29 protein-coding genes are annotated in these 22,620 nt (G+C 72.7%); 16 read left to right on the forward strand and 13 right to left on the reverse strand.

Annotated elements, in window-relative coordinates; genetic code table 11:
- Nucleotides 1-19: 19 nt before the first annotated feature.
- A complete protein-coding gene (locus LUU90_RS25705) occupies nucleotides 20-439 on the forward strand; it encodes a DUF779 domain-containing protein (RefSeq protein ID WP_275007130.1) in 420 nt (139 codons plus the stop codon).
- A 39-nt stretch (nucleotides 440-478) separates the two neighbouring features.
- Here the strand turns inward: LUU90_RS25705 and LUU90_RS25710 are convergent, their stop codons facing one another.
- Entirely contained in the window at nucleotides 479-892 is a 414-nt protein-coding gene (locus tag LUU90_RS25710; protein WP_275007132.1) for a hypothetical protein, read from the reverse strand.
- Nucleotides 893-1,016: 124 nt separating this feature from the next.
- Between LUU90_RS25710 and LUU90_RS25715 the strand changes: the two genes are divergently transcribed.
- The gene (locus tag LUU90_RS25715; protein WP_275007134.1) at nucleotides 1,017-1,802 is read left to right on the forward strand and encodes a MerR family transcriptional regulator; all 786 of its coding nucleotides are present in this window, start codon (nucleotides 1,017-1,019) and stop codon (nucleotides 1,800-1,802) included.
- Here LUU90_RS25715 and LUU90_RS25720 read toward each other — a convergent pair.
- Complete coding sequence (locus LUU90_RS25720; protein WP_275007136.1) at nucleotides 1,781-2,383, reverse strand: DinB family protein; 603 nt, start codon at nucleotides 2,381-2,383, stop codon at nucleotides 1,781-1,783. The genes LUU90_RS25715 and LUU90_RS25720 overlap by 22 nt on opposite strands.
- Nucleotides 2,384-2,438: 55 nt before the next feature.
- Between LUU90_RS25720 and LUU90_RS25725 the strand changes: the two genes are divergently transcribed.
- On the forward strand, nucleotides 2,439-3,323 hold the full coding sequence (locus LUU90_RS25725; protein ID WP_275007138.1) for a PfkB family carbohydrate kinase: 885 nt from the start codon (nucleotides 2,439-2,441) through the stop codon (nucleotides 3,321-3,323).
- Nucleotides 3,314-3,952 carry a nucleoside/nucleotide kinase family protein gene (locus tag LUU90_RS25730; protein WP_275007140.1) on the forward strand — a complete coding sequence of 213 codons (639 nt, stop codon included), beginning with the start codon at nucleotides 3,314-3,316 and terminating at the stop codon, nucleotides 3,950-3,952. Before LUU90_RS25725 ends, LUU90_RS25730 begins: the two co-directional genes overlap by 10 nt.
- A 46-nt stretch (nucleotides 3,953-3,998) precedes the next feature.
- On the opposite strand, the gene LUU90_RS25735 is transcribed toward LUU90_RS25730, so the two are convergent.
- On the reverse strand, nucleotides 3,999-4,760 hold the full coding sequence (locus LUU90_RS25735; RefSeq protein ID WP_275007141.1) for an Rv3235 family protein: 762 nt from the start codon (nucleotides 4,758-4,760) through the stop codon (nucleotides 3,999-4,001).
- A 70-nt stretch (nucleotides 4,761-4,830) separates the two neighbouring features.
- Nucleotides 4,831-5,718, reverse strand: a complete 888-nt coding sequence (locus LUU90_RS25740; protein WP_275007142.1) for a hypothetical protein — start codon at nucleotides 5,716-5,718, stop codon at nucleotides 4,831-4,833.
- 153 nt (nucleotides 5,719-5,871) lie between these two features.
- Here LUU90_RS25740 and LUU90_RS25745 point away from each other — a divergent pair, with 153 nt between their 5' ends.
- Nucleotides 5,872-6,426 (forward strand): hypothetical protein, encoded by a 555-nt coding sequence (locus tag LUU90_RS25745; RefSeq protein ID WP_275007143.1) that lies wholly within the window; start codon nucleotides 5,872-5,874, stop codon nucleotides 6,424-6,426.
- Between the two features lie 88 nt (nucleotides 6,427-6,514).
- Here LUU90_RS25745 and LUU90_RS25750 read toward each other — a convergent pair whose 3' ends face one another.
- Nucleotides 6,515-6,733, reverse strand: a complete 219-nt coding sequence (locus LUU90_RS25750) for a helix-turn-helix transcriptional regulator (RefSeq protein ID WP_116673897.1) — start codon at nucleotides 6,731-6,733, stop codon at nucleotides 6,515-6,517.
- Between the two features lie 195 nt (nucleotides 6,734-6,928).
- Between LUU90_RS25750 and LUU90_RS25755 the strand changes: the two genes are divergently transcribed.
- From LUU90_RS25755 to hisN, 3 genes are all read left to right on the forward strand, one after another.
- Nucleotides 6,929-7,618, forward strand: a complete 690-nt coding sequence (locus LUU90_RS25755) for a hypothetical protein (RefSeq protein ID WP_275007144.1) — start codon at nucleotides 6,929-6,931, stop codon at nucleotides 7,616-7,618.
- Entirely contained in the window at nucleotides 7,615-8,898 is a 1,284-nt protein-coding gene (locus tag LUU90_RS25760) for a hypothetical protein (RefSeq protein WP_275007146.1), read from the forward strand. Before LUU90_RS25755 ends, LUU90_RS25760 begins: the two co-directional genes overlap by 4 nt.
- A 99-nt stretch (nucleotides 8,899-8,997) precedes the next feature.
- Nucleotides 8,998-9,783: a histidinol-phosphatase gene (gene hisN, locus LUU90_RS25765; protein ID WP_275007182.1), complete on the forward strand. Its 786-nt coding sequence runs from the start codon at nucleotides 8,998-9,000 to the stop codon at nucleotides 9,781-9,783.
- 32 nt (nucleotides 9,784-9,815) lie between these two features.
- Here hisN and LUU90_RS25770 read toward each other — a convergent pair whose 3' ends face one another.
- The gene (locus LUU90_RS25770; RefSeq protein ID WP_275007148.1) at nucleotides 9,816-10,382 is read right to left on the reverse strand and encodes a DUF6912 family protein; all 567 of its coding nucleotides are present in this window, start codon (nucleotides 10,380-10,382) and stop codon (nucleotides 9,816-9,818) included.
- A 164-nt stretch (nucleotides 10,383-10,546) separates the two neighbouring features.
- Here LUU90_RS25770 and LUU90_RS25775 point away from each other — a divergent pair, with 164 nt between their 5' ends.
- Together LUU90_RS25775 and LUU90_RS25780 are read left to right on the forward strand one after the other, a co-directional pair.
- The gene (locus LUU90_RS25775) at nucleotides 10,547-11,182 is read left to right on the forward strand and encodes a DUF6928 family protein (protein WP_275007150.1); all 636 of its coding nucleotides are present in this window, start codon (nucleotides 10,547-10,549) and stop codon (nucleotides 11,180-11,182) included.
- Between the two features lie 93 nt (nucleotides 11,183-11,275).
- The gene (locus LUU90_RS25780; RefSeq protein ID WP_275007151.1) at nucleotides 11,276-11,704 is read left to right on the forward strand and encodes a VOC family protein; all 429 of its coding nucleotides are present in this window, start codon (nucleotides 11,276-11,278) and stop codon (nucleotides 11,702-11,704) included.
- An 18-nt stretch (nucleotides 11,705-11,722) separates the two neighbouring features.
- Here the strand turns inward: LUU90_RS25780 and LUU90_RS25785 are convergent, their stop codons facing one another.
- From LUU90_RS25785 to LUU90_RS25800, 4 genes are all read right to left on the reverse strand, one after another.
- Nucleotides 11,723-12,241 carry an endonuclease V gene (locus LUU90_RS25785; protein WP_275007153.1) on the reverse strand — a complete coding sequence of 173 codons (519 nt, stop codon included), beginning with the start codon at nucleotides 12,239-12,241 and terminating at the stop codon, nucleotides 11,723-11,725.
- Between the two features lie 2 nt (nucleotides 12,242-12,243).
- Nucleotides 12,244-13,380, reverse strand: coding sequence for a ribosome small subunit-dependent GTPase A (gene rsgA / locus LUU90_RS25790; RefSeq protein ID WP_275007154.1), 1,137 nt, complete (start codon nucleotides 13,378-13,380; stop codon nucleotides 12,244-12,246).
- Between the two features lie 27 nt (nucleotides 13,381-13,407).
- Nucleotides 13,408-14,733, reverse strand: coding sequence for a 3-phosphoshikimate 1-carboxyvinyltransferase (gene aroA / locus LUU90_RS25795; RefSeq protein WP_275007156.1), 1,326 nt, complete (start codon nucleotides 14,731-14,733; stop codon nucleotides 13,408-13,410).
- A 100-nt stretch (nucleotides 14,734-14,833) separates the two neighbouring features.
- Entirely contained in the window at nucleotides 14,834-15,307 is a 474-nt protein-coding gene (locus LUU90_RS25800) for a DoxX family membrane protein (protein ID WP_275007158.1), read from the reverse strand.
- Nucleotides 15,308-15,735: 428 nt separating this feature from the next.
- Here LUU90_RS25800 and LUU90_RS25805 point away from each other — a divergent pair, with 428 nt between their 5' ends.
- Both LUU90_RS25805 and rsrA read left to right on the forward strand, forming a co-directional pair.
- Nucleotides 15,736-16,530: a sigma-70 family RNA polymerase sigma factor gene (locus LUU90_RS25805; RefSeq protein ID WP_275007160.1), complete on the forward strand. Its 795-nt coding sequence runs from the start codon at nucleotides 15,736-15,738 to the stop codon at nucleotides 16,528-16,530.
- Nucleotides 16,527-16,802: a mycothiol system anti-sigma-R factor gene (gene rsrA / locus LUU90_RS25810; protein WP_275007161.1), complete on the forward strand. Its 276-nt coding sequence runs from the start codon at nucleotides 16,527-16,529 to the stop codon at nucleotides 16,800-16,802. Before LUU90_RS25805 ends, rsrA begins: the two co-directional genes overlap by 4 nt.
- Nucleotides 16,803-16,928: 126 nt before the next feature.
- Here the strand turns inward: rsrA and LUU90_RS26540 are convergent, their stop codons facing one another.
- Nucleotides 16,929-17,003 carry a 50S ribosomal protein bL37 gene (locus LUU90_RS26540; RefSeq protein ID WP_156968370.1) on the reverse strand — a complete coding sequence of 25 codons (75 nt, stop codon included), beginning with the start codon at nucleotides 17,001-17,003 and terminating at the stop codon, nucleotides 16,929-16,931.
- Between the two features lie 199 nt (nucleotides 17,004-17,202).
- Between LUU90_RS26540 and LUU90_RS25815 the strand changes: the two genes are divergently transcribed.
- The 3 genes from LUU90_RS25815 to LUU90_RS25825 all read left to right on the forward strand — a co-directional run bounded on the left by LUU90_RS25815 (nucleotide 17,203) and on the right by LUU90_RS25825 (nucleotide 19,621).
- The gene (locus LUU90_RS25815) at nucleotides 17,203-18,072 is read left to right on the forward strand and encodes a DUF4097 family beta strand repeat-containing protein (protein WP_275007163.1); all 870 of its coding nucleotides are present in this window, start codon (nucleotides 17,203-17,205) and stop codon (nucleotides 18,070-18,072) included.
- On the forward strand, nucleotides 18,072-18,746 hold the full coding sequence (locus LUU90_RS25820) for a PadR family transcriptional regulator (protein WP_275007165.1): 675 nt from the start codon (nucleotides 18,072-18,074) through the stop codon (nucleotides 18,744-18,746). The genes LUU90_RS25815 and LUU90_RS25820 overlap by 1 nt, the downstream gene beginning before the upstream one ends.
- Nucleotides 18,747-18,823: 77 nt before the next feature.
- Complete coding sequence (locus LUU90_RS25825) at nucleotides 18,824-19,621, forward strand: hypothetical protein (protein WP_275007167.1); 798 nt, start codon at nucleotides 18,824-18,826, stop codon at nucleotides 19,619-19,621.
- Nucleotides 19,622-19,763: 142 nt separating this feature from the next.
- Here the strand turns inward: LUU90_RS25825 and LUU90_RS25830 are convergent, their stop codons facing one another.
- Nucleotides 19,764-20,357 carry a GDSL-type esterase/lipase family protein gene (locus LUU90_RS25830; RefSeq protein WP_425596305.1) on the reverse strand — a complete coding sequence of 198 codons (594 nt, stop codon included), beginning with the start codon at nucleotides 20,355-20,357 and terminating at the stop codon, nucleotides 19,764-19,766.
- Between the two features lie 152 nt (nucleotides 20,358-20,509).
- A complete protein-coding gene (locus tag LUU90_RS25835; protein ID WP_275007171.1) occupies nucleotides 20,510-21,454 on the reverse strand; it encodes an aldose 1-epimerase family protein in 945 nt (314 codons plus the stop codon).
- A gap of 156 nt (nucleotides 21,455-21,610) precedes the next feature.
- On the opposite strand from LUU90_RS25835, the gene LUU90_RS25840 reads away from it, so the two are divergent.
- The gene (locus tag LUU90_RS25840) at nucleotides 21,611-22,606 is read left to right on the forward strand and encodes an aldo/keto reductase (protein WP_275007172.1); all 996 of its coding nucleotides are present in this window, start codon (nucleotides 21,611-21,613) and stop codon (nucleotides 22,604-22,606) included.
- Nucleotides 22,607-22,620: the final 14 nt, after the last annotated feature.

Raw genomic sequence — 22,620 nt, forward strand, 5'->3', positions numbered from 1 at the left:
CCGATACGAGGAGGCCTTCATGTCCGACGACGTCCGATCGCCCCAGGCGGCTGACGCACCGCCCGCGCGGGTCGCCGTGACCGACGCGGCCGCGGAGCTGCTCGTGCGGCTGCGCGACAAGCACGGCGAGCTCATGTTTCACCAGTCCGGCGGCTGCTGCGACGGCTCGTCACCCATGTGCTACCCGGACGGCGACTTCATCACCGGCGACGCCGACGTGCACCTCGGCGACCTCGCCGTCGGGGCGGAGCGTGCAACCTTCACCGTCCCGGTGTGGATGAGCCGCAACCAGTTCGAGTACTGGAAGCACACGCACCTCACCATCGACGTGGTTCCCGGCCGGGGAGCGGGGTTCAGCGTGGAGGCGCCCGAGGGCGTGCGCTTCCTCATCCGGTCCAGGCTGTTCACCGACGACGAGTGGGAGCAGCTCCGGGTCTGACGCCGGGCCGCGGCCGTCGCGGCGCCGACCGCCCGACCGTCAGCCGGGCGGGAGGGGACACACCCCGTCCGCCGTCGCGAGAAAGAACGCGGCGAGCGTGATGCCGTGCTTCGCCGCGGCCGACCGGAGCGCCGCGCGCCAGGCGAGATCGTCGAAGGATGCGGCCGCCGGGCCGGGCCGTTCGAGCATCAGCACCACCGACGACCCCGGCTCGTCCTGCAGGATCTCGTGCCACGCCTGCCCCAGGTTGCCCACCGTGAGCACGTCGGGCTCGTCCGGGACGTGGTCGATCGGCACGATCACGGGCAGCGGACGGCGCTCGCGGTCCAGCATCACGAACCACAACGTGCGGCGGCGCGGGACGACGCCGTCGTGCAGGAACGTCGCGAACGCGAGCAGCGCCGCGTCGTCGGCCAGTGGTTGATCCGGGATGATGTCGCTTGATGCGGTCATGAGATCAGTATGGCCGCGGTGCCGGGGCGAAGCGGGTTATCCACAGGCGCTCTCGGCAAGCTCGTGCAATTGCTCGAGATCAGGGCTTGAAGTTGACGCGACGTCAACCTTTACCGTGAGAGACATGCACTGGTCCATCCAAGAGATCGCGCGGCTGACCGGCGTCACCAGCCGGACGCTGCGGCACTACGACGCGGTGGGGCTCCTACCCGCCGTTCGGACGACGGCGAGCGGCCCACGCCGCTACGACCGTGCCGCCCTGGTGCGGTTGCAGCGGATCCTGCTGCTGCGCGATCTCGGGCTCGGCCTCGGCGACATCGCCGAGGTGCTCGACAGCGACCGGGACGAGGCGAAGGCGTTGCGTCGCCACCTGGTCTCGCTGCGGGCGGAGCAGGACCGGCTGGCACGGCAGATCGCCTCGGTCGAACGGACGGTCGCCGCACTCGAGAAGGACCCCGAAGCGAAGGAGAACATCATGGCGCAGGACATGCTCGACGGATTCGACCACACCCAGTACGAGCAGGAGGTGACCGAACGCTGGGGCCGCGACGCGTACGTGAAGAGCGACGCGTGGTGGCGCGGCCTCGGCCAGGAGGGGCAGGATCAGTTCAAGGCGCAGGTGCAGGCCTTGAGCGCCGACTGGGCCAAGGCCGCGGAAGCCGGCCTGGACCCCGCATCGGACGAGGCGCAGGCGATCGCCGCACGGCATGCCGCGTGGCTCGTCGCGGTCCCGGGGACGCCCGGCCACGAGCAGGGCCGGCCCGACCGCGGCTACCTGCTGGGGCTGGGAGACATGTACGTGGCGGACGACCGGTTCGCCGCGAACTACGGCGGCACCGGCGGGGCCACGTTCGTCCGTGACGCGCTGCGCGTCTACGCCGAGCGGGCCTACCCCGAGGGCGAGGACTGAGCCCGGAACAGATCCCGCAGCAGGCAGATCTCGCCGCCGTGCGCCATGGCCTCACGGCTGAGGTGGGTCACGAGACCCGCCATCGGGAACTCCGCGTACTCCAGGCCCTTTGGACCGATCGGGCGCAACAGGGACTCGTCGTCCAGGGCGGCGACCCCGGCTCGCCACGACCGGTAGCCCTCGTCGAGCATGGCGAGGCCGCCCGCGGCGGTGATCGGAGTCTCGGGCCAGTGCCGTGGGTCGAACATGTCGGCGTCGGCCGGCGCGTCCGTCGGTCCGAAGAGGGCGCGGGCGCGCCGGCCGAACACGTCCCGGCCCACGTGCACCATGCGCCACGCGATGGTGGTGACCGGCGGGATCTCCGGCTCGGGTACCTCGTGCTCGAGCCGGGGCGCGCCGTCGGGCCCACGGCGTACGCTCCAGGCCGGCGACGCCGGTTCCCAGAGGTACTCGTCATCGGTGAGACCCTCCAGGCGCGGCCAGAGATGAAAGTCCCAGTAGAAGCTCAGCTGGTCCAGCAGGAGGTCGCGCCACGTCGTGGAGGGTGCAGCGGAGGACGTCGTCGGCCCGGTGGCGGTCATGGCCTGGACCGTACTCCCGGTCACTGACACCCGGTTTCACAGGTAGCCTCTGCACATGCCAGAAGCACCAGCCGAACGTAGCCAAAAACTGCCCGTGACCTGCTGGTTTGCTGGCCTGACGACGCTCGATGTGATCCACCGCAGCACCGTCCGGCCCGGTCCCAACCAGAAGATCACCGCGGTTCGCCAGGACGTCTCCGCCGGCGGCCCGGCGGCCAACGCCGCGGTCACTGCTGCGACGCTCGGAGCGCGGGCTCTTCTGATCAGCGCTCTGGGGTCGGGGCCGGTGGGTTCCGCGGCACGCGGCGATCTGGAGCAGCACGGCGTCGAGATCCACGACACGGCCGAGGGCCGGGAGATTCCGCTGGCCGTGTCGGCGGTGCTGGTCGACGACGCGACGGGGGACCGCTCGGTCGTCTCGCCCGACGCCACGCTCACCGATGGCCTCGACGTCAGCTCCGCCGATCTCGACGCCCTTCCCCGCCCGGACGTGGTCCTGCTCGACGGCCATCACCCCGACCTCGCGCGGAGCGTGCTCGCGTACGCGAACGCCCTGGAGCCCCGGCCCCTGATCGTGCTCGACGCCGGCCGGTGGCGGCCCGTCTTCGCCGATCTCATGGGCCGGGCCGACGTGACCGCCCGGTCCGCGGACTTCCGGGCGCCGGCCGACGTCGCACACTCCCCGGCCACCGTCGCGACGCACGGCGCCGCACCCGTGACGTGGTGCGACGACGACGGCAGACGCGGCACCACCGATGTACCGGCCGTCGATGTGCGCGACACGCTCGGCGCCGGGGACGCCTTCCACGGCGCGCTGGTCGTGGCGCTCGCCCAGGGCTCGGACCTGGAGGCCGCCGTCGCGGAAGCGGTGCGCGTGGCCTCCCTCCGGGTGCAGTACGTCGGCCCGCGCTCCTGGCTGGAGAACCTCTCGTGCGCCTGACCACCGCCGAGCTCGTCCACAGGGCAGCCGGACTGGCGGCCGAGGCCGCCCGCACCGGCCGGACGCAGGTCCTCGGCATCACCGGACCGCCCGGCGCGGGCAAGTCCACGCTGGCCGCCGCCCTGGTCGACGGCCTGCCACCCCGCACAGCGGTGGTCGTGGGCATGGACGGCTTCCACCTGTCCAACGCCGTCCTGGAGGCGCGCGGCAGCCGCCATCGGAAGGGCGCCATCGACACGTTCGACGACGCCGGCTACGCCGCCCTGATCGACCGGCTCGCTGACCGGGCGCCCGGCGGGCCGCCCGTCTTCGCTCCGGAGTTTCGCCGCGAGATCGAGGAGCCGATCGCCGCCGGCACCGCCGTCACCGTCGAGTCCCTGGTGATCACCGAGGGCAACTACCTGCTCGCGCCCAGCGGTGCGTGGCCGGCGGCCCGCGCCCACATGGCGGAGGTCTGGTACGTCGACCTGCCGGACGCCGAGCGCCTGCGGCGCCTCGTCGCCCGGCACCAGGCCTACGGCAAGCCCCTGCCCGACGCCGAGGCCTGGGCCGGCGGCACGGACCAGCGCAACGCGGACCTCATCGCGACGACCCGGGACGAGGCGGACCTGATCGTCGAGTGGGCGTAGCCGCCGGACCGGTCCGGTCGGCGTGCGGACCTGATCGCGGGTCGGGTCAGCCGATCTCGAGGACGGCGACGCGCCAGACCCCGCGCCGTGCCTCCAGCCGGACCGCCGCCGCCCGGACGCGGCCCTCGTCGTGGAGGATCACCGTCGCCTCGGCGGAGGAGGCGCCCAGCCGCACCATCCGTACCCGGCGGACCGTCGCAGCGTGCGCCTTCGGTCGCGGCGCCCGGCTCTGCTGGGCTTCCCGCATGAGCCGACCCCTCTCCAGGAGCGCGTCGTAGACCTGAGGCGTTACCCAGCGCGCGAGCTGGGCAGCGGGCCGTTCACCGCGGAGCACCTCCACCGCGGCGCGGACCACGCGGCAGACCTGTGCGGTCGGATCAGGCAGGGTGGGGTCCGGCTCGGGGGCGGGCCGGCCCGCCACGGCCTCCAGGGCGGCCGCGGCGTTCTGCAGCTCCGGGTAGGCGGTGCCGCCGATCCGCATGCGCCGGAGCCGCCGGCCGATCCCGGGGCCGGTGACCGGGCCGACCCGCGGTGTGACCGGCCGACGGGCGGGCGCGGGTGGCGTCGGGGCCACGCCACCTGCTGCGGGGGAACCGGACGTCTTCGGTGCAGGGCGGTCGGACACGGCCGGTCCGGGCGCCTTCCGGGGCGCCGCGCCGCGGCCCGGTGCGATCTGTGACGGTGCCCTTCGGGCCGGTGCCTTCTGGGTGGGTGTGGTGTGAGCGGGCGTGGTCTGAGCGGGTGCGGTCTGAGCGGGTGCGGGCGCGTCGTCAGGTGGCGCGTCGGGCGGGGCGTCGAGCGTGGTCATACGGGTCTCCTGGGGCCAGCGTGGAAGGGGCAGAGGTGGGTTCGGGCGGCGCGGTGCGGCCGAGGCCCGGTCAGGGCTGCCGCAGCACCGTGCCGGGCCGGATCAGGTCGGGGTTCCCGCCCAGCACAGGACGGTTGGCCTGGTGCCATCGCGTGACGGCGGAGGCGACCTCGGCGTCGGACGAGCCTGAGCCGCCAGGTCCGGAAGCGAGCCGGCCCGCGGCGATAGCCCAGAGGGTGTCGCCGGGCTCGACGACGACCAGTGGCTCGCGCACGGTCCCGGTGCGCTGGCCGCGGTTGACCAGCGTCAAGCGTTCGGGTCTCGGCCGTGGGCTCGACGAGACCGGCCCGTCCGCCACCCGGCTGCCCGTCCGGTCCTGGTCCGCCGTCTGGCGCGCCGTCGGCTGCCAGCCGAGGTCGAGCACCACGGAGGAGCCGCCGTCCACGGACGGGCCCGTCCCGGTGGTTCGGTCCGGCGCTGCCATCGCCGTCGGCACAGCGAGAGCGAGGCCCAGCCCCGCGCCTGCGGCCGCGCGGGCGAGACGGCGGACGAACGCCGGTGCGTGCGTCGCGAGGGTCCGTTCTCCCGCCGCCCAGCGTCGGCCCCGTCGGCCAGCGGCGACGCACGCCAGGGCCAGGAGCGCGTGCAGGCCGACCCACCCGGCCACCACCGTCCCCACGGCGACCGCCGCGAGCTCGACGATGCCCTCGACCGGAAAGAGAGCCGCGCCGAGGTCCGAGCCGATCTGCCAGGCGCGGGCGCCGAGCGCGGCGGCGGCCGCGGCGAACGCGATGCCCAGTGTCAGCAGGCCGGTCACGCCACGCCGGGCGCTCACCGCGCGTGCAGGCGACTCCGTGTGAGCCCTGGGCACCGTCGGCCAGGTCGGCGCGTCGCCCACCGGCTGACGATTCTTGGCCGCGTAGGCCGACGGAGCGTGACTGAGGGCATTGTTCGACATGGTTCCCCCTGCGATGGTCGAGGTCCGGACAGGATGGCCGCATCAGAAGTAGTTGATGGCGTTTGGTGATATCCGGTGGGCGATATTCAACCTCGGTGCCGTCGGGGTGTCTACCGGAGGGCGAGATGGCTGTGGATAGCGCAGGGTGTCCTCATGGCATCCGTGTACCCGGCCGGTCCCACTCGCTGGGAGGCGCTCTTCGGGGATCTCGAGGCGCAGGCTCGTGCACAGTCGGCGGCCGAGTCCGACGCGCTGGTCTCCGAGATGACGCGCGCCGAGCACGCGACGATGACGCTCGCGGACCGGTTCCGCGCCGTTGTCGGGGCAGTGGTCACGCTCGAGCTGCTGGGAGGTGCCCCGCTACGCGGCGTGGTGCGGGAGGCGGCGGACGAGTGGGCGCTCGTCCAGGGTGTCCGGCCCGAGCCGGTGTGCCAGCACCTCGTCCCGCTGGACGCACTGGCTGCTGTGCACGGGCTGGCTCGTCAGGCGGCGCCGGCGACGTCGCGGCGTGCCGCGCTCGGACTGGGACCGGTGCTCCGGGCGCTGCAGCGGGACCGTGCACGGGTCACTGTGCGCACGCTGAACGGCACCGTGGGTGGCCGGATCGCGCGGGTCGGCCGGGATCACCTGGACGTCGATGTGCTCGATGATCGCGGAACCGTGCTCGTCCCGTTCTCGGCCTTGCTGGTCGTGAGCGAAGCGCCGTGAATCGGACGTAATTACCGCAAACGGAGAGCGGGACCGGTGTCACTCCACGTGGAGTGCGCCGGTCCCGTCGGTATGCAGCTGAGGGCTTTCAGGCGTCCGTGGTCGCAGAGCCCTTGAGCCGCTCGCGGCTCTTTGCGTACATGCGCTCGATGTATGCCTCGAGCTCAGCGGCTTCGACGCGCCAGACCTTCTTGGGGCCCACCTGGATGGCGGGAAGGTCCCCGGTCCGAACCAGTGCATAGCCCTGGGCCATCGAGATGTTCAGGGTCTCGACCACATCGGCCAGAGAGAGAAAGCGCTTTTCCATGGGAACAGTGTGGCACGAGACACCGACATGAGGGGGTTATCCACAAGAAGTGTTTATCTGATGCCGGATCGGCGACGTTCGATCACTATGGTTCCGGCGCTCTGCCTGGGCTGCACTCCATTGTGTCCAGATCGACGCCTCAACTTGTAGTCGAAGGTCTACCCAAAGTCCACGAAAGTACGCGGAAGGACCGAGATGACGTATGCCCCGGCCGCCCCGGCGCCACCAGGCATGGGCCAGGGTCTCCCCGAGCCGGTGGCCACGCGGCTGCGCCGTCCCCGGTGGCGTGACCCGCGGCTGCTCACCGGTGTCGTCATCGTCGCCCTGTCGGTGGCGCTCGGCTCCTGGGCGGTGTCGGCGGCGAGCCGCACCGTACCGGTGTTCGTCGCCGACGGCGCCCTGACACCGGGGGAGCCCCTCACCGCCGACGCGCTCCGACCCGTCGACGTCCGGCTCGGCGCCGGCACGGGGCGCTATCTGCCCGCGGACGAGCCGCTGCCCGAGGACCTCGTGGTGCTTCGCGTCGTGGACGACGGCGAGCTGGTCCCGCTCACCGCGCTCGGCGCCGACGCCGACGTCCGGTCGGTCGCGGTACCCGTCGCGTCCGGACTGTCCGACCGGATCCGGGCGGGCGCCGTGGTGGATCTGTGGTTCGTGCCCGACGCTCCGGTCGCGCCCGGTGCGGGCGCCGGCAAGCCGGAGCCGACCACGCTTGCGCAGGAGGTCGTCATCGAGCAGGTCGATGCCGAGGAGGGTGCGATCGTCGTGGACGGCACGGTCACCCTGCACGTCCTGGTCCCGACCGACGCGCTCCCGACCGTACTGGCCGCGCTGTCGGACGCCGGGACGGTCGCCGTCGTGCCGGTCGGAGGTGGCCTGCGATGAGCGAGGAGCGGACGGTCACCGTCCTGGTGGCGGTGCACGCGCCGGAGGTGGAGGCGGCCGCCGTCACCGTGCTCGGTGCACAGCCACAGGTGACCGTGGCGCGCCGGTGCGCGGAGCTGGCAGAGCTCCTGGCGGCGGCCGAGGCCGGAGCGGGGACGGCCGCCGTCGTCTCGGGGGACCTGCCCGGCCTGGACCGCGAGGCGGTCGCCCGGCTGCGCGGCGCGGGCCTGCGGGTCGTCGCGCTCGAGGACCCGGCGACATCCGCCGAGCGCCTCGCCGGACTGGGGTGCGACGTGGTCGTGGCCGAGGGCGACGTGGAGAACCTCGTCGCCGCGGTCCGGGGCGAGGCACCCGAGCCCGCGACGCCCGTGGTCACCGTGCCCGACCGCGACGGCCGGCCAGGCACCCTCATCGCCGTGTGGGGCCCCGTCGGGTCGCCGGGGCGCACCACCACCGCCATCGAGCTCGCCGCGGCCCTCGCCGGGGTGGGTGCCGCGGAGCCGCGTCGGTCCGGCCTGCTGCGCCGGTCGCGCCCCGTGCCGCCGCCGAACGGGTCGCGCACGGTCGTGCTCGCCGACGCCGATACCTACGCGTCGTCCGTGACCTCCCGCCTCGGGCTGCTCGACGACGCGCCGGGGCTCGCCGCGGCCGCCCGTGCCGCAGGGCAGGGTGTGCTCGACGTCGTGACGCTGGCCGGGCACAGCCCGGTGGTGCTGCCGGGTGTGCGCGTGCTGACCGGCATCACCCGCGCGTCCCGCTGGCCGGAGCTGCCCGCCGCCTCGCTGGACATGGTGTTCCAGCGGTGCCGCGAGCTCGCGGCCTGGACGGTCGTCGACTGCGGACCGGTCCTCGAGACCGACGAGCTCCTGACGTACGACACGCGCGCGCCGCAGCGCAACGGCGCGACCCTGAGCGCCCTGCAGGCCGCGGACGTCGTCGTGGTGGTCGGCGGGGCGGATCCGGTGGGCCTGCAGCGCCTGGTGCGCGGCCTCGAGGACCTCCGTGACGCCGCGGTGCCGGTGCCCGCCGCGCGTCTCGTGGTGGTGAACCGGGTGCGCGACTCCGCCGTCGGGCGGCGGGCCGAGTCCCAGGTCCGCGACGCGCTCGCCCGGTACGCGGGGGTCGACGACGTGCACCTCGTGCCCGACGACCCCACCGGCCTGGACGCCGCCCTGCTGGCCGGGCGGGTGCTCGCCGAGTGCGCGCCGAGCTCCCCGGCGCGGGCGGCGTTCGTGGGGCTCGCGGGCCGGGTCCGGGAACTGGTACCCGCGGCGGTCTGACGGTCGACCCTGGAGGTCTCCTGGGTAACGATCGGCCGCACCGGCGCGGCTGGGCGGCGGAGACGTGGCATCCGGCGCTAGGTTGTGCCCGTGGCTGCCATGACGAAGGACAACTACGCCGACGACCTACGTCTGGCGCACGTGATCGCCGACCAGGTCGATTCCATCACCATGTCTCGGTTCAAGGCACTGGACCTCAAGGTCGAGACCAAGCCCGACCTGACGCCGGTGACCGACGCCGACCGCGCGGCCGAGGACTTCATCCGCGGGCAGCTCGCCCGTGCGCGCACCCGCGACGCGATAGTCGGCGAGGAGTACGGCGCCGCCGGCAACGGCGCGCGCCGCTGGATCGTCGACCCGATCGACGGCACCAAGAACTTCGTGCGCGGCGTCCCCGTGTGGGCCACACTGATCGCCCTGGCCGACGGCGACGAGGTGGTCGTGGGCCTGGTCAGCGCTCCGGCGCTGGGCCGGCGCTGGTGGGCGGCCAAGGGTTCCGGCGCGTGGACCGGCAAGTCGCTCGCGGCCGCGACACGCATGTCCGTCTCCGGGGTGTCCAAGGTCGCCGACGCCTCGTTCAGCTACGCGTCCCTCGGCGGCTGGGAGGAGCGCGGCTCGCTCGACGGCTTCCTCAACCTGACCCGCGCCTGCGCGCGCACCCGCGGGTACGGCGACTTCTGGTCGTACATGCTCGTGGCGGACGGCGCCGTCGACATCGCCGCCGAGCCCGAGCTCGAGGTGTACGACATGGCCGCCCTGGTGCCGATCGTCACCGAGGCGGGTGGCACGTTCACGTCGCTCGACGGCAAGCCCGGGCCGTGGGGCGGCAACGCGATCGCCACGAACGGCAAGCTGCACGAGAAAGCGCTCGACTACCTGGCCTGACCGGCGACCCGCTGGTCGAGCCTGTCGAGCCCTCAACCCCGCGGCACGTCCTTGATCTCGCTCCAGTCGTACCAGAGCAGGTCCCGGTCGGTGACCCGCTGGAGCGCCGCGTCGAGCGCCGTCTCCGACTCCGCGCCGACGTCCGCCGTCTCCTCCGCGTCGCTCTCCTCGTCCGCTGCCGCGAGGACGTCGGCGATGTCGGCCGCCGCCTCCAGCTCGTCGACGTGCACGCAGACGATCCGCACGTTCTCGACGGTACTGGTGACCTCGATCTCGGAGGCGACCACCTCGTCGTCGTCCGCGCCGCCGGACGCCCCGCTGACCGGGGCCGGGCTGACCACCGCGTCCGGCACCTCGACCGTGACGACGACGCGCTGGTGCGGGGCGTCGGGGCGGCCGGCGATCAGCGCGAGGGAGTCGTCGGCGGCGTTCAGCGCCGCCACGTACTCGAGGCCCTCGGCGTCCTCGTCCGGCAGGGTGGTCTCAAGGTCCTTCGTGACGGCGTGCGCCCGGCGCGGGGCGACGGTCCAGCGCGCGGCGTCGGAGGAATGGGTGACGGCGTCGAGCTCGTCGAGCGTGGCGGGCACGTAGATGCGCATGTGCCCAGTCTGCCGCTGATCAGGCGGTCATGCGGCAACGGCGGCGACAGGTCCTTGCCGCACGGCGGCCACCTGAGGGTCGCGGCGGCCGAAGTTCATCCGCTGCTCGGGATGCGCGTGGGTAGGGTCTGGCTAGCCTTGCGGCGAGCGACGATGGGGGATCTGTGGGAGCGAAGACAGCCATGCTGGTGTACGCGGACGGCGATGTGGCGGAAGGTCTGACGGAAGCGGCGGAGTTCGCGGACGAGGCGGGCGCGGCCGAGCTGCTGGGTCTGCTGTGGCCACCCGCGCGGATCCAGCCGGACGGCGAGGAACCGTGGGAGCTCGGCGACGCGGTGTTCCCGCCCCAGGGGAGGGCGTGCGCGCTGTCGACGCCGGCGGTGGACGTCCTGTGCGACCAGGCGCTCATGCTCGACCGGCCCTCGCAGCTGCCGGCGCACCTGGTCGACGCGAGCCTGGGCCGCACCCTGTACCTGCACGCGATGCACAGCGCGGTGGACTGGTTCGCCTTCGCGGTGTGGCGGGACGGCGCTCTGGTGCGCTCGCTGAGCCTGTCGCCCGACGACGGCGTCCTTGAGGACACCGGGGAGCGGCTCGCCTTCGAAGAGCCGTTCTGGGCGGGCGAGCACCCGGCGCCGGCCGGCACCGGGTATCCGTTCCCGTTCCACCCGCTGGTGCTGGGGGACCGCGCGCTGGAGGAGTTCTTCGGGTTCAGCGGCGACGGGGCCGAGGACGGCGGCCCGTCCGCCGGTCGGCTGGACCCGTGGGCCGTGGAGCTGTTCGGTTTCCAGGTCGTGTAGGCCGAGCACTCCCTCCGATCTTCGCTCGACAGATCTTCGCTCGACAGATCTTCGAATTACTCGTACATTTGTTCGAGAGCGAGGAGGTCTGTCATGCCCGAACCCACAGCCGTTCCCGAACCCGCGGTCATTCCCATGCTGTCCTACCAGGACGGTGTCACCGCCATGGACTGGCTCATCGAAGCCTTCGGCTTCACCGAGGCGGAACGCTGGCTGGACGACGACGGCCACCTCTCCCACGGCGAGCTCGATGCCGGTGGCGGCCGCGTGATGCTGTCCGAGCTCGCGTCGTACGAGGGGCCGACGGCCCACCGCAAGCACTGCACCGCGGCGGACGCGTGGCTGTCGACGCCCTGGGTGATCGACGGCGTGCTGGTCCGTGTGGCCGACATCGACGCCCACTTCGCCCGTGCGCAGGCGGCCGGTGCCGGCCTGCTCTCCGGGATCGAGGAGGCACCCTACGGCCGCCTGTACCGGGCGGAGGACGTGGAGGGTCACCGCTGGATGTTCCTCCAGCCGTGAGCCCGGTCCGCCGCGCCGCTAGTCCGGCACGGCCCCGCGTGCCAGCCGGTCCACGCGGCGCAGCGCATCGGGGAACCGTGCGTTTCCGGCCATGCGCTGCACCAGGTCCGCCGCGGCGTCGACAGCCATGCCGGACGCCGTGACGTACAGCGGCCGTGCCGACTGCCCGCGCAGCACCTCGGCGGCATGTGTCGCGGTGCGGAACCGGGTCTTGGCGACACCGAGGACGACGGGGGCGAGCCCGGCGCCGGCGACGTGAGCGCCGAGGCCGGGGCTCCCTGTCGGGTCGAGGTCCACGTACCCGTCGACGATCAGCAGGTCCACGGGGGCGACGCCGGCCAGGACCTGTTCCAGCGCCGGCAGCTCGCGCTCGAAGAACCGTCCTGGTCGGTACGCCGCCACCTGCTCGACGAGCACCGTGCGTTCCTCCACCAGCGAGGTGAACGCGGCGTCGTCGGCGACGACCAGCGCTGCCCGTGCCCCGCCGTCGTCCAGGTACTGCACGTCCACCGCGCCGTAGCGCGATCTGCCGGTCACGGTCAGGCGTCCGAACCCGTCCGGGACGCGAGCAGACGGCGGAACGACGTGAGCCGGGCCGCGCGGGCCGGTCGCTCGTCCTCCGGGGAGGCCTCGATCCAGTCGTCGAGCGCGCAGTCCGGGGCGTCGGCAAGGTGGGTGCAGCCCCGCGGGCACTCCTGGGCCACCTCGTCGAGGTCGTCGAACGCCCGCAGCAGATGGGACACCTCGACGTGGGCGAGACCGAACGAGCGCACGCCCGGGGTGTCGATCACCCAGCCGTCGAAGGCATCGGCGGATGAGCCCTCCGTGACCGCGACGGGCAATGGCAGGGCCACCGCGGAGGTCGACGTGTGCCGGCCCCGGCCCGTCACGTCGTTGACCACGCCGGTCGCGCGCTTGGCGGCCGGCACCAGGGCGTTGATCAGCGTCGACTTGCCGACCCCTGAGTGGCCCACCAGAACCGAGACCAGGCCCCGCAGCCGCTCGCGGACCTCCTCGACGGACTCGGGCACCAGGACCATGCCGCCGGCCGTCTGGCCGGCGCTGTTCGCGCCGTCGGTCTCGTCGTCCGACGGCGCGCGCTGGGTCACGACGACCTCGACACCGAGCGGCTCGTAGAGCGCGCGCAGCTCGTCGGGGGAGGCCAGGTCGGCCTTCGTCAGGCAGAGGAGCACCGACATGCCGGCGTCGTAGGCGGCGACGACGCAGCGGTCGATCATGCCGGTCCGCGGCTCGGGCTGGGCCAGCGCCGTGACGATGACCAGCTGGTCCGCGTTGGCGACGACGATCCGCTCGTACGGGTCGGTGTCGTCAGCGGTGCGGCGCAGCGTCGAGGTGCGCTCCTGGATGCGCACGATGCGCGCGAGAGAGCCGTCGCCACCCGACACGTCGCCCACGACGTCCACCCGGTCGCCCACGACCACCCGGGTGCGGGTCAGCTCCCGGGCCTTCATGGCGGTCACGATCTTCTCGCCGGACGTGCCGTCGCCGCTGTCGTCGGGATCCTTGACCAGGAGCGTGTACCGCCCGCGGTCCACACCGGTGACCAGGCCGGTCACGGCGTCCGAGTGCTCGGGGCGCTGCTTGGTCCGGGGGCGCGAGCCGCGCTTGGACGGGCGGGAACGGAAGTCCGACTCGTCGATGTCACGGCGGCCCATCAGGCGGGCCCCATCAGCAGACGCCCATCAGGCAGCCGCACCGAGCATGCCGAGCCACATGCCCGTGAAGTCGGGCAGAGTCTTCGCCGTCGTGCCGACGTTCTCCACCAGCACCCCCGGCACACGCAGCCCGAGCAGCGCGGCGGACGTCGCCATGCGATGGTCGGCGTACGTGCGCACGACGTCGCCGTGCAACGGCCGGGGTGTGATCACCAGGCCGTCGCGGGTCTCCTCGGCCCGCCCACCGAGCCGCGTGATCTCGCGGGCGAGCGCCGACAGCCGGTCGGTCTCGTGGCCCCGCAGGTGTGCGATCCCGCGCAGCCTGGAGGGGGAGTCCGCCAGCGCGGCCAGCGCGGCGAACGTGGGCGCGAGCTCGCCGGCGGCGCGCAGGTCGACGTCGATGCCGTGCACCTCGCCCGTCCCCGTCACGGAGAGGACCCCGTCGGCCAGGGTGTAGCTGCCGCCCATCCGCTCCAGCAGCTCGGGGACCATGGCGCCGGGCTGCGTGGTCAGGGTCGGCCAGCCCGGGATGCGCACGGTGCCGCCCGCCACGAGCGCGGAGGCGAGGAACGGCGCCGCGTTGGACAGGTCGGGCTCGACGCGGACGTCGCGGGCCGCGATGGGCCCGGGGGAGACGTCCCACATGCCGTCGCGGGAGTCGTCGACCACCACGCCGACGTCGCGCAGGGTGGCGACCGTCATCTCGATGTGCGGCAGGCTCGGCAGCGTGGCGCCGATGTGTCGCAGGGTGAGGCCGCGCTCGAAGCGGGCCGCGGCGAGCAGGAGCCCGGAGACGAACTGCGAGGATTTCGAGGCGTCGACGTCGACGGCGCCGCCCGGCACGCTGCCCCGGCCCTCCACGGTGAACGGAAGGTGGCTCGGCAGCACCGCGGGGTCAGAGCCGCCCGCGGGGTCGTGCACCATGATCCCGAGGGTGCGCAGCGCCGCGAGGACGGGGAGCATCGGCCGGACGCGGGCCTCGGGGTCGCCGTCGAACCGGACCGGTCCGTCGGCGAGCGCCGCGAACGGGGGCAGGAACCGCATGACGGTGCCGGCCAGGCCGGTGTCGACGTCGGTGTCGCCGGTGACGGGGCCGGGCGTCACGTGGAGCGTGCTGGGGTGGTCGCCCTCCTCGATGCGCGCGCCCAGGGCGCGCAGCGCGCTGATCATGAGGTCGGCGTCCCGGCTGCGCAGGGCGCCGCGCAGGGTGCCGGGTCCGTCCGCGAGCGCGGCGAGCACCAGGAGCCGGTTGGTGAGCGACTTGCTGCCGGGTATCTCGACCGTCGCGTCCAGCGGGGCGCCGGCGAGCGGCGCCTCCCATGTCGGTGCGGGCGCGGTGGTAGAGGAAGTCATGTGCCGAGATTATCGCGGACCGCGCCGGAGCAGCGGCTCGTGCCAGACGCCGGTTCGGACGCGGGGCGCCCGGTCGGCCGGCGCGGCCGAGCCGAGTGGCTCAGGCCTCGGCGCGGGCTGCCTTCGCCTCCGCGCGGGCGGTACGAGCCTGCTGGACACGCCACGACAGTCCGGGCCGGCCCTCGAGGTCGGCGCCTGCGATAAGAGCGGCGCCCACGGAGGCGAGGGTGTGCAGGAACCGGTCCGTGCGGAGGGGACGCTCCTCCTTGGGGGCGGTGAAGGGCTGGTTCACCACGGCGAGCGGCAGCGTGAGCAGCGCCAGCGCCAGGGCGGACGCCCGCGGCGCCTTGCCCAGCGCGAGCAGGGTGCCCGCGGTGGCGGTGGCGATGCCGTGCGCCCGGACGAGCGTGGTCACCTGCTTCTCGCTGAGCGGCTCGGCGCCCAGCGCCTGGGTGGCGAGGGTGGACCCGGTCTTGGCCGCGGCCACGTGCTCGCTCGGGTTCCGGGCAGCCTGCACGCCGTCGTAGATGAACGAGGAGGCCAGAAGGGGTCGCGCGATGTGTCGAAGCAGCATGCCTCCACCTTGGCAGATGAGGGCGGCGAACGCAGCAGGATGGCGGTACGGGATCCTGTTCCGGTGCACCGTGTGGTGGGGACCTGAGCAATGGTCCGTGCCACACCGGGAATTCGACGTCGGGAGTGCGGGTTGAACCCGTCGTGGAGCGATGCCTCGAGAAGGATCCGGTGAAGAGCAGGGTGATCGACACGGTGACAGATTCAGCGACCAGCATGGTGACCAGCGGGTCCGCCGGCGCGGTGGTGGGTGCGACCGCAGGCCCGACGGCGGGCGCGCAGCCTGCGCCCGTCATGTTCGGAGCGGTCCCGGCACACCTCCTCGACACCGGTGTGGACGCGGTCCTGGCGACGGCGAAGTCCAACGCGGACGCTCTGTCGGCGGCCCTGGCGAACACCGGGTGGCCGACGCGGCTAGGCTCAAGTGCGATGACTGACACTTCCCGCGAGCAGAACACGGGTGCTGACGAGATCGGCACCGATGCCGGGGCGCGCCCCGACAACAACGCGAGCGAGGGTGTTGTCGGTACCACGGAAGAGACCGCGGCCGAGAGCACCACTGAGCCCAGCGCTGTGACCAGGCCCGGAACCACCGGCGAGGGCAGCGCCGACGAGGGTACCGAGCGCTCCCCGCAGGAGGAGGACGCGACGGCCCGCGCCGCGCGCTTCGAGCGGGACGCGCTCCAGTACCTCGACCAGCTGTACTCCGCGGCGCTGCGCATGACGCGCAACCCCGCTGACGCCGAGGACCTGGTGCAGGAGACGTTCGCCAAGGCGTTCGCGGCGTTCCACCAGTACCGGCCGGGCACCAACCTGAAGGCCTGGCTGTACCGCATCCTCACGAACACCTTCATCAACAGCTACCGCAAGAAGCAGCGGGAGCCGCAGCAGTCCCAGGCGGAGGACGTCGAGGACTGGCAGATCGCGCGCGCCGCGTCGCACACCTCGCGCGGCCTGCGCTCGGCCGAGGCCGAGGCGCTGGACCGGCTGCCGGACAGTGATGTGAAGCGGGCGCTCGCCGAGCTCCCGGAGGACCGTCGGATGGTCGTGTACTACGCCGACGTCGAGGGCTTCCCCTACAAGGAGATCGCGGAGATCATGGGAACTCCGATCGGGACCGTGATGTCCCGGCTCCACCGCGGACGACGGCAGCTGCGTGAGCTCCTCGCCGACTATGCCGCCCAGCGAGGACTCGTCAGCCAGGCGCCCGGAGGTGCGCAGTGAACAACATCGAACCGATCCCGCACGACACGGCGGGTGAGTCGGAGTGCCAGCACGCACTGAAGCACCTGTACGAGTACCTGGACTCCGAGATGACGCCGGAGGACGAGCAGCGCATGCGCGCGCACGTCGCCCACTGCTCGCCGTGCCTGGCGGAGCTGAGCGTCGAGGACCTCGTGAAGCAGCTGGTGCGCCGCTCCTGCAGCGAACGGGCGCCGGAGACGCTGCGCGTGCGTATCCACGAGCAGCTGACGGTCATGACCGTCGCCGAGTGACGACGTCCGGCTGACGGTGCCGGTCTGAGGCAGGCGGGCATGACGAAGGGCCGGGACCCGATGGGTTCCGGCCCTTTCGTGTGCCCCGCTGGGCGGCTCACGGTCCTGACGGACGGATGAGCCTGCTCAGGCGTTGGGACGCTTGCCGTGGTTGGCAGCCGAGCCCTTGCGGCTACGGCGCTTGCGACCGCGCTTGCTCATGGGTGTCTCCTGACAGGTGACGGAATGAATGGCTCCATGATCCCACAGATCGTGGGCTTGTCCGTTCGTCCGGGATCGTGCCGCCGCGGTCAAGGGGTTGCCCGGTCGTAGAACGCGATATATCGTGTCTGAGGTCAACGCGATATATCGTGTCCCGCAGCGAGCGCCCGAAGTCCAGCCACGAGCACCGGAGGAAGCCATGAGCGCAGACAGCTGGACCGTCACCGGTCCACAGACCATCGAGCTCGAGGGCGTGACCACGGTCGACGCCCACGTCGTCGACGGCCGCCTCGACATCGTGGCGCACGACGAGCCGGTGGCCCGGGTGGAGGTGCACTCCGTCGAGGGCAGGTCCCTCGAGGTGCGCCTCGTGGACGGCCGCCTGGTGATCGAGCACGAGAGCGGCCTGTCGGGCTGGGGCTCGTTCGTGAAGCGGTTCGCGGACTTCGGCGGCAAGGCTCGCGCGGACATCCACGTGGCGGTCCCGGCCGGCACCACGGTGCGGCTCGGCACGGTCCGCGGTGAGGGACTTCTCGCCGGCACGACGGCGGGCGCGTCGGCATCCACCGTCTCCGGGTCCCTGCTGGTCTCGCGTACGGCCGGCGACCTCAAGCTGAACACCGTCTCCGGCGAGGTGACGGTGCGCGACCACGTCGGTGACGTCACGAGCAACACCGTCTCCGCCGACGTCGTGGTGAGCGCCTCCGCCGACTCCGTCGTGTCGTCCTCGGTCTCGGGCGACGTGACGTTCGACCTGGTGACCCAGCCGCGTTCCGTCCGGGTCAACACCGTCTCCGGGAACATGCTCCTGCGGGTGCCGGACGAGCGGGCAGTCGAGGTGTCGGTGCAGAGCGTCAGCGGGCGCGTGACGCTGGGCGGCCTGCAGTTCACCGGTGGTGGCGGCTCGAAGGTCACCGGCGGCGACCGGACGGCAGGCCCGGGCGCCATGCACCTGCGGGTGACCGGGGTCTCGGGTGACGTCACGGTGATCGGCGGGCCGCAGGATGCCGCCGTCGCGGACGAGCCGGCCGGTGCGGTGCCCGCGGACCAGTCGCCCGTGGAGCTGTAGTGCCCCCGGTGTTCGCCCACGGGGAGCTGCGCCTGTACCTCCTGGTGCTGCTCCTGGACGGGCCCCGGCACGGGTACGAGCTCATCACCGAGCTCACCCGGCGCTTCGGCGGCACCTACCGCCCCAGCGCCGGCACCATCTACCCGCGCCTCGCCCGGCTCGAGGAGGAGGGTCTGGTGCGCCGTTCGGTACCGGGCGAGCCCGGCTCACCGGGAACGGGCCGCAAGGCCACCTATGAGCTGACCCCGGCCGGCCGCGCGGAGATCGACGCCCGCTTCGAGGACGTCAAGCGTCTCGAGCGCAGCGTGGCCGAGACGGTGCGCAGCCTGGCGGACGAGGTGCGGGCGGACGTCCGCGACACGATGCGCGGCCTGCGCGCGGAGCTCGCCGCCGCCGCGCAGGAGGTCCGCACGCGGCCGCGGCCGGGCACGGCGCCCGACCCACGTCGCACGCAGTCCAACTCGCTGCGGCACGACGCCGAGGCGGTCCTGCAGCGGTTCCGCAACGACGTCCTGGCCGACCTGCGCGAGGCCGACGTCGCCGGTACGGTGTCGGCGCTGACCGTGGAGACACTCCGTACCGTCCTCGACTCGGCACGGTCCGCGATCCGTGGGACGCTGCCGCACAGCACGACCTCTCCGCCGGGTCGTGCAGACCGCACCGAACCAGAGTGATGCCCGCTCCCTGTGCGGGTACCCATGAAGCCATCCCTGAACCACCCAGCAACGTCCCCAACGAACGGAGCACAGCGATGACCACCGAGTCCTGGAGCGTGGCCGCCCCGCAGACCATCGAGGTAGGCGGCGCCTCGACCCTGATCGTCCGTCTGACCAACGGTCGCGCGGAGATCGTGGCAGACCCGAACCGCACGTCCGGCGCCCTCGTCGAAGTTCTCGAGGTCTCGGCGCGTCCGCTGCAGATCCTCGCCGAGCACGGCAACCTCCGGGTCGCCTACGACTTCCCCGGGCTCGAGGGCTTCGTGGACCGCTTCCGCGGGCTCAAGGACCAGGACGCCGCGGTGGTGCGGGTGACCGTGCCCGCCACGTCCGTGGTCGACGTCGCGACGGTCGGGGCCGAGGTGGTGGTGACCGGCTCGCAGTCTGGGGTCAACGTGAAGACCGCCGGCGGCGCGATCACCGTGACCGGCACCACCGGTTCCGTGACCACGAAGTCGGGCACGGGAGCGGTGACCGTCGCCGAGCACGCGGGTGACGTCGCGGTCTCGACCGTCTCGGGCACGGTGTCCGTGGTGGGCGCCCTGGGTCGGGTGTCCGTCCAGACGGTGTCCGGCGCAGTGGACGTCACCGCGATCGGCACCACGCCGCTCGTCAACGCCAAGACGGTCTCCGGCCCGGCCGCGGTCCAGCTCGACGCCGGCTCCCCGGTGAACCTCCGGGCCCGCAGCGTCACGGGCAAGGTGATGATCGACGGGGCACAGGCGACGTCCAGCGCGCAGCGCACCGTCGTCGTCGACCACGCGGAGCCGGGGGCTGCGGCGTACATCTCGACCAACACGGTCTCGGGTACGGCCACGATCACCCGCGGCTGACCTCGCCCCTTCGCCGGTCGAGCCTGTCGAGACCTCGGTCTCGACAGGCTCGACCCACGTGTGGGCAGGGGGTGACGCCCTGCGGTTCCACTCCGGGCGCGTGCCTCGTTCCTCGGCCCACACCCTCCGCTGCACCTCCGGCTCAGGCGACCTCGTCCTGGGGGAGGCCCAGCCAGGCATGCCAGCCGGTGTGCAGCACGAGCCACGCCATCAGCCCGTAACCGGCCTGGCCGGGGTAGACGCCGCCGCTCTGTGCCAGGTCGGCGAGCCACTGCTCGTGCTGGGCCAGCGGCGTGTACGTGTCGACGTACGGCACCCGGCGCCGGCTCGCGACGTCGGCGAACGCGTCGGACAGCTCGGCGATCCGGTCACCCTCGGCGGGCATCCCGGGCGGCGGCCCGACGACGAACGTGGCCGTCCGGTTCGCGTCCGCGACGTCGAGGATGTTCGCCAGGTTCAGGCGCGAGCGCGCGACCGTGAGCCCGGAGGCGACGTCGTGCCGCCCCAGAGCCACCACCAGGCGGTTCTCGACCTCGGAGTCCGAGCCGAACCGCGCGGCCGTCTCCGCCTCCCAGCGGGCGCCGAGCTGCGTGCTGGTCTCGCCGGGCACGGCGAGGGTGAAGAGCATGGCGGGCCGGGAGAAATGGGTGCGCGCGACGACGCGACCGGTCCAGCCCAGCGCACGAGCGTCTCCGACACCCGTGGCCAGCTCGTCACCGACGACGCAGATGCGCACCTCGCGATCCTGCAACGGACTCTCCTTGCCTGTTCCCGGCAGCCTGGCGGACGGCCGGTTCCCCATTGTGGTGCACGGACCGTGGCCGATCGGTGACAACGCGCCGACGCCTGTGCGCCCACGTCAGAACCAGAGACCTCTGAGCGGTGCCGTCAGAGCAGGGTCATCCCCCAGCGGACGCCGTGCCGCTCGCCCGGGGCGAGGTGGACGAGCCGCTCACGGGTGCGGAACGCGTCGGCCACGCAGGTCATCGGCTCGGCGGCGAGGCCCATCCGCCGGCGGTCCGGCGCGATGTGGTCACCGGTGCAGATCTGCCAGACGTCCTGCGACTCGTCCATCCAGACCGCGGACGTGCGGCCGTCGGGGGCGGTCAGGTGCGCCCAGGAGAGGCCGTCGCCGTCGCGGACGACGTCGACGTACGCGTCGTCCAGGTCCAGGCCGGCCGCGCTGCGCGGCTCCCGCAGGTCGTAGGTGCCCGACGCCGGCTCGGTGCCGGTCGGCAGCAGCCGCTCGTCGGTCGTGACGCGGGTCGCGGCGTCGAGCCGGACCGTGCACTCGTCGAGGTCCGCGCCGCCCGTGGACAGCCACGGGTGGAACCCGCACCCGTAGGGCGCGGTGGTCGCACCGATGTTCGTGACGTCGAGGGTGACCTCCAGACCGGCGTCGGACAGGGCGTAGCGGATCTGCGCGAGCAGCTGGAACGGGTAGCCCGGGCGGGCGACGAGCTCGAGCTCGAGCGTCACGGCGGAGCCGGTGTGCTCGAGCACCGACCAGCGGTCCCATGCCGCGAGCCCGTGCAGCGCGGTGTTGCGCGCGGGCTCGGTCACCGGCAGCTGGTGCGTCTCCCCGCCGTACTCGTAGGAGCCGTCACGGAGCCGGTTCGGCCACGGGATCAGGACGGCGCAGTTGAACACCGGGCAGATCTCGTCCGCGCCGAACGGGACCACCACGTCGCGTCCGTCCACCGAGTACTCTCTCAGCGCCGCACCCACCTGGGTGACCGTCGCCCGGTGGCCTTCGTGGCTGATCCGGAACTGGTCCCCGGAAGGATGGGGCCTGGCCGCAGCAACGGGAGGAATTTCTGTCGTCACACTCACACCGTAACCGTAGGGCAATTTCCGCCTGCGCCACGTAGCGTGAGACAGCAGACTAGGGGGTCGAGTTGTGTCATCCGCGAACGACCCCGCTACGAACAGGACCTGATGACGGGTCCGCGCAGGTCTTGTCGGCCTGCCCCAGCAGTAGGAGGAACGATGGAACAGCAGGTACTCGGACGGACCGGTCGGCTCGTGTCGGCTGTGGGCCTGGGCACCTGGCAGCTCGGTGCTGACTGGGGTGAGGTCAGCGAGAGCGACGCCCGTGCCGTCCTCGAGGCCTCGCTCGAGGCCGGGGTGACCTTCTTCGACACCGCGGACGTCTACGGCGACGGCCGCAGCGAGCAGGCGATCGGATCCTTCCTGAAGGACCACCCGGACTCGGGGATCACCGTCGCCACGAAGATGGGGCGTCGGGCGGACCAGGTGCCGGAGAACTACGTGCTGGAGCACTTCCGCGAGTGGACCGACCGGTCCCGGCGCAACCTCGGCGTGGACCGGCTGGACCTCGTGCAGCTCCACTGCCCGCCCACGCCGGTCTACTCCTCGGACGCCGTCTTCGACGCGCTCGACCAGCTGGTGTCCGACGGCGCGATCGCCGCGTACGGCGTGAGCGTCGAGAAGACCACGGAGGCGCTCGAGGCCATCGCACGGCCCAACGTGGCGACGGTGCAGATCATCCTCAACGCGTTCCGCCTCAAGCCGCTCGACGAGGTGCTGCCCGCCGCCTCTGCCGCGGGTGTCGGCATCATCGCGCGCGTGCCGCTCGCGTCCGGACTGCTCTCCGGGCGGTACACGAAGGACACGGTGTTCGCGGAGAACGACCACCGCACGTTCAACCGGGACGGCGCGGCGTTCGACGTCGGCGAGACGTTCTCCGGCGTGCCCTACGAGGTGGGCCTGGAGGCGGCCGCCCGCTTCACCGAGCTGGCCAGGGACCGGGTCGGCGACAGCCTGACCCCCGCCCAGGCCGCGATCGCCTGGGCGTGGCAGCGGCCGGGCGTCTCGTCGGTGATCCCCGGGGCGCGCAACGTCGAGCAGGCCCGTGCCAACGCGGCGGCGGGCGACGCTGGGACGCTGGGCCCGCTGTTCATGTCCGGCGTCCGCGAGATCTACGACGAGATGATCAAGGAGCACGTCCACGACAAGTGGTGAACCACCACGAGTGA

The sequence above is a fragment of the Promicromonospora iranensis genome (assembly GCF_028994775.1).
GTDB classification, from domain to species: Bacteria; Actinomycetota; Actinomycetes; order Actinomycetales; family Cellulomonadaceae; genus Promicromonospora; species Promicromonospora iranensis_A.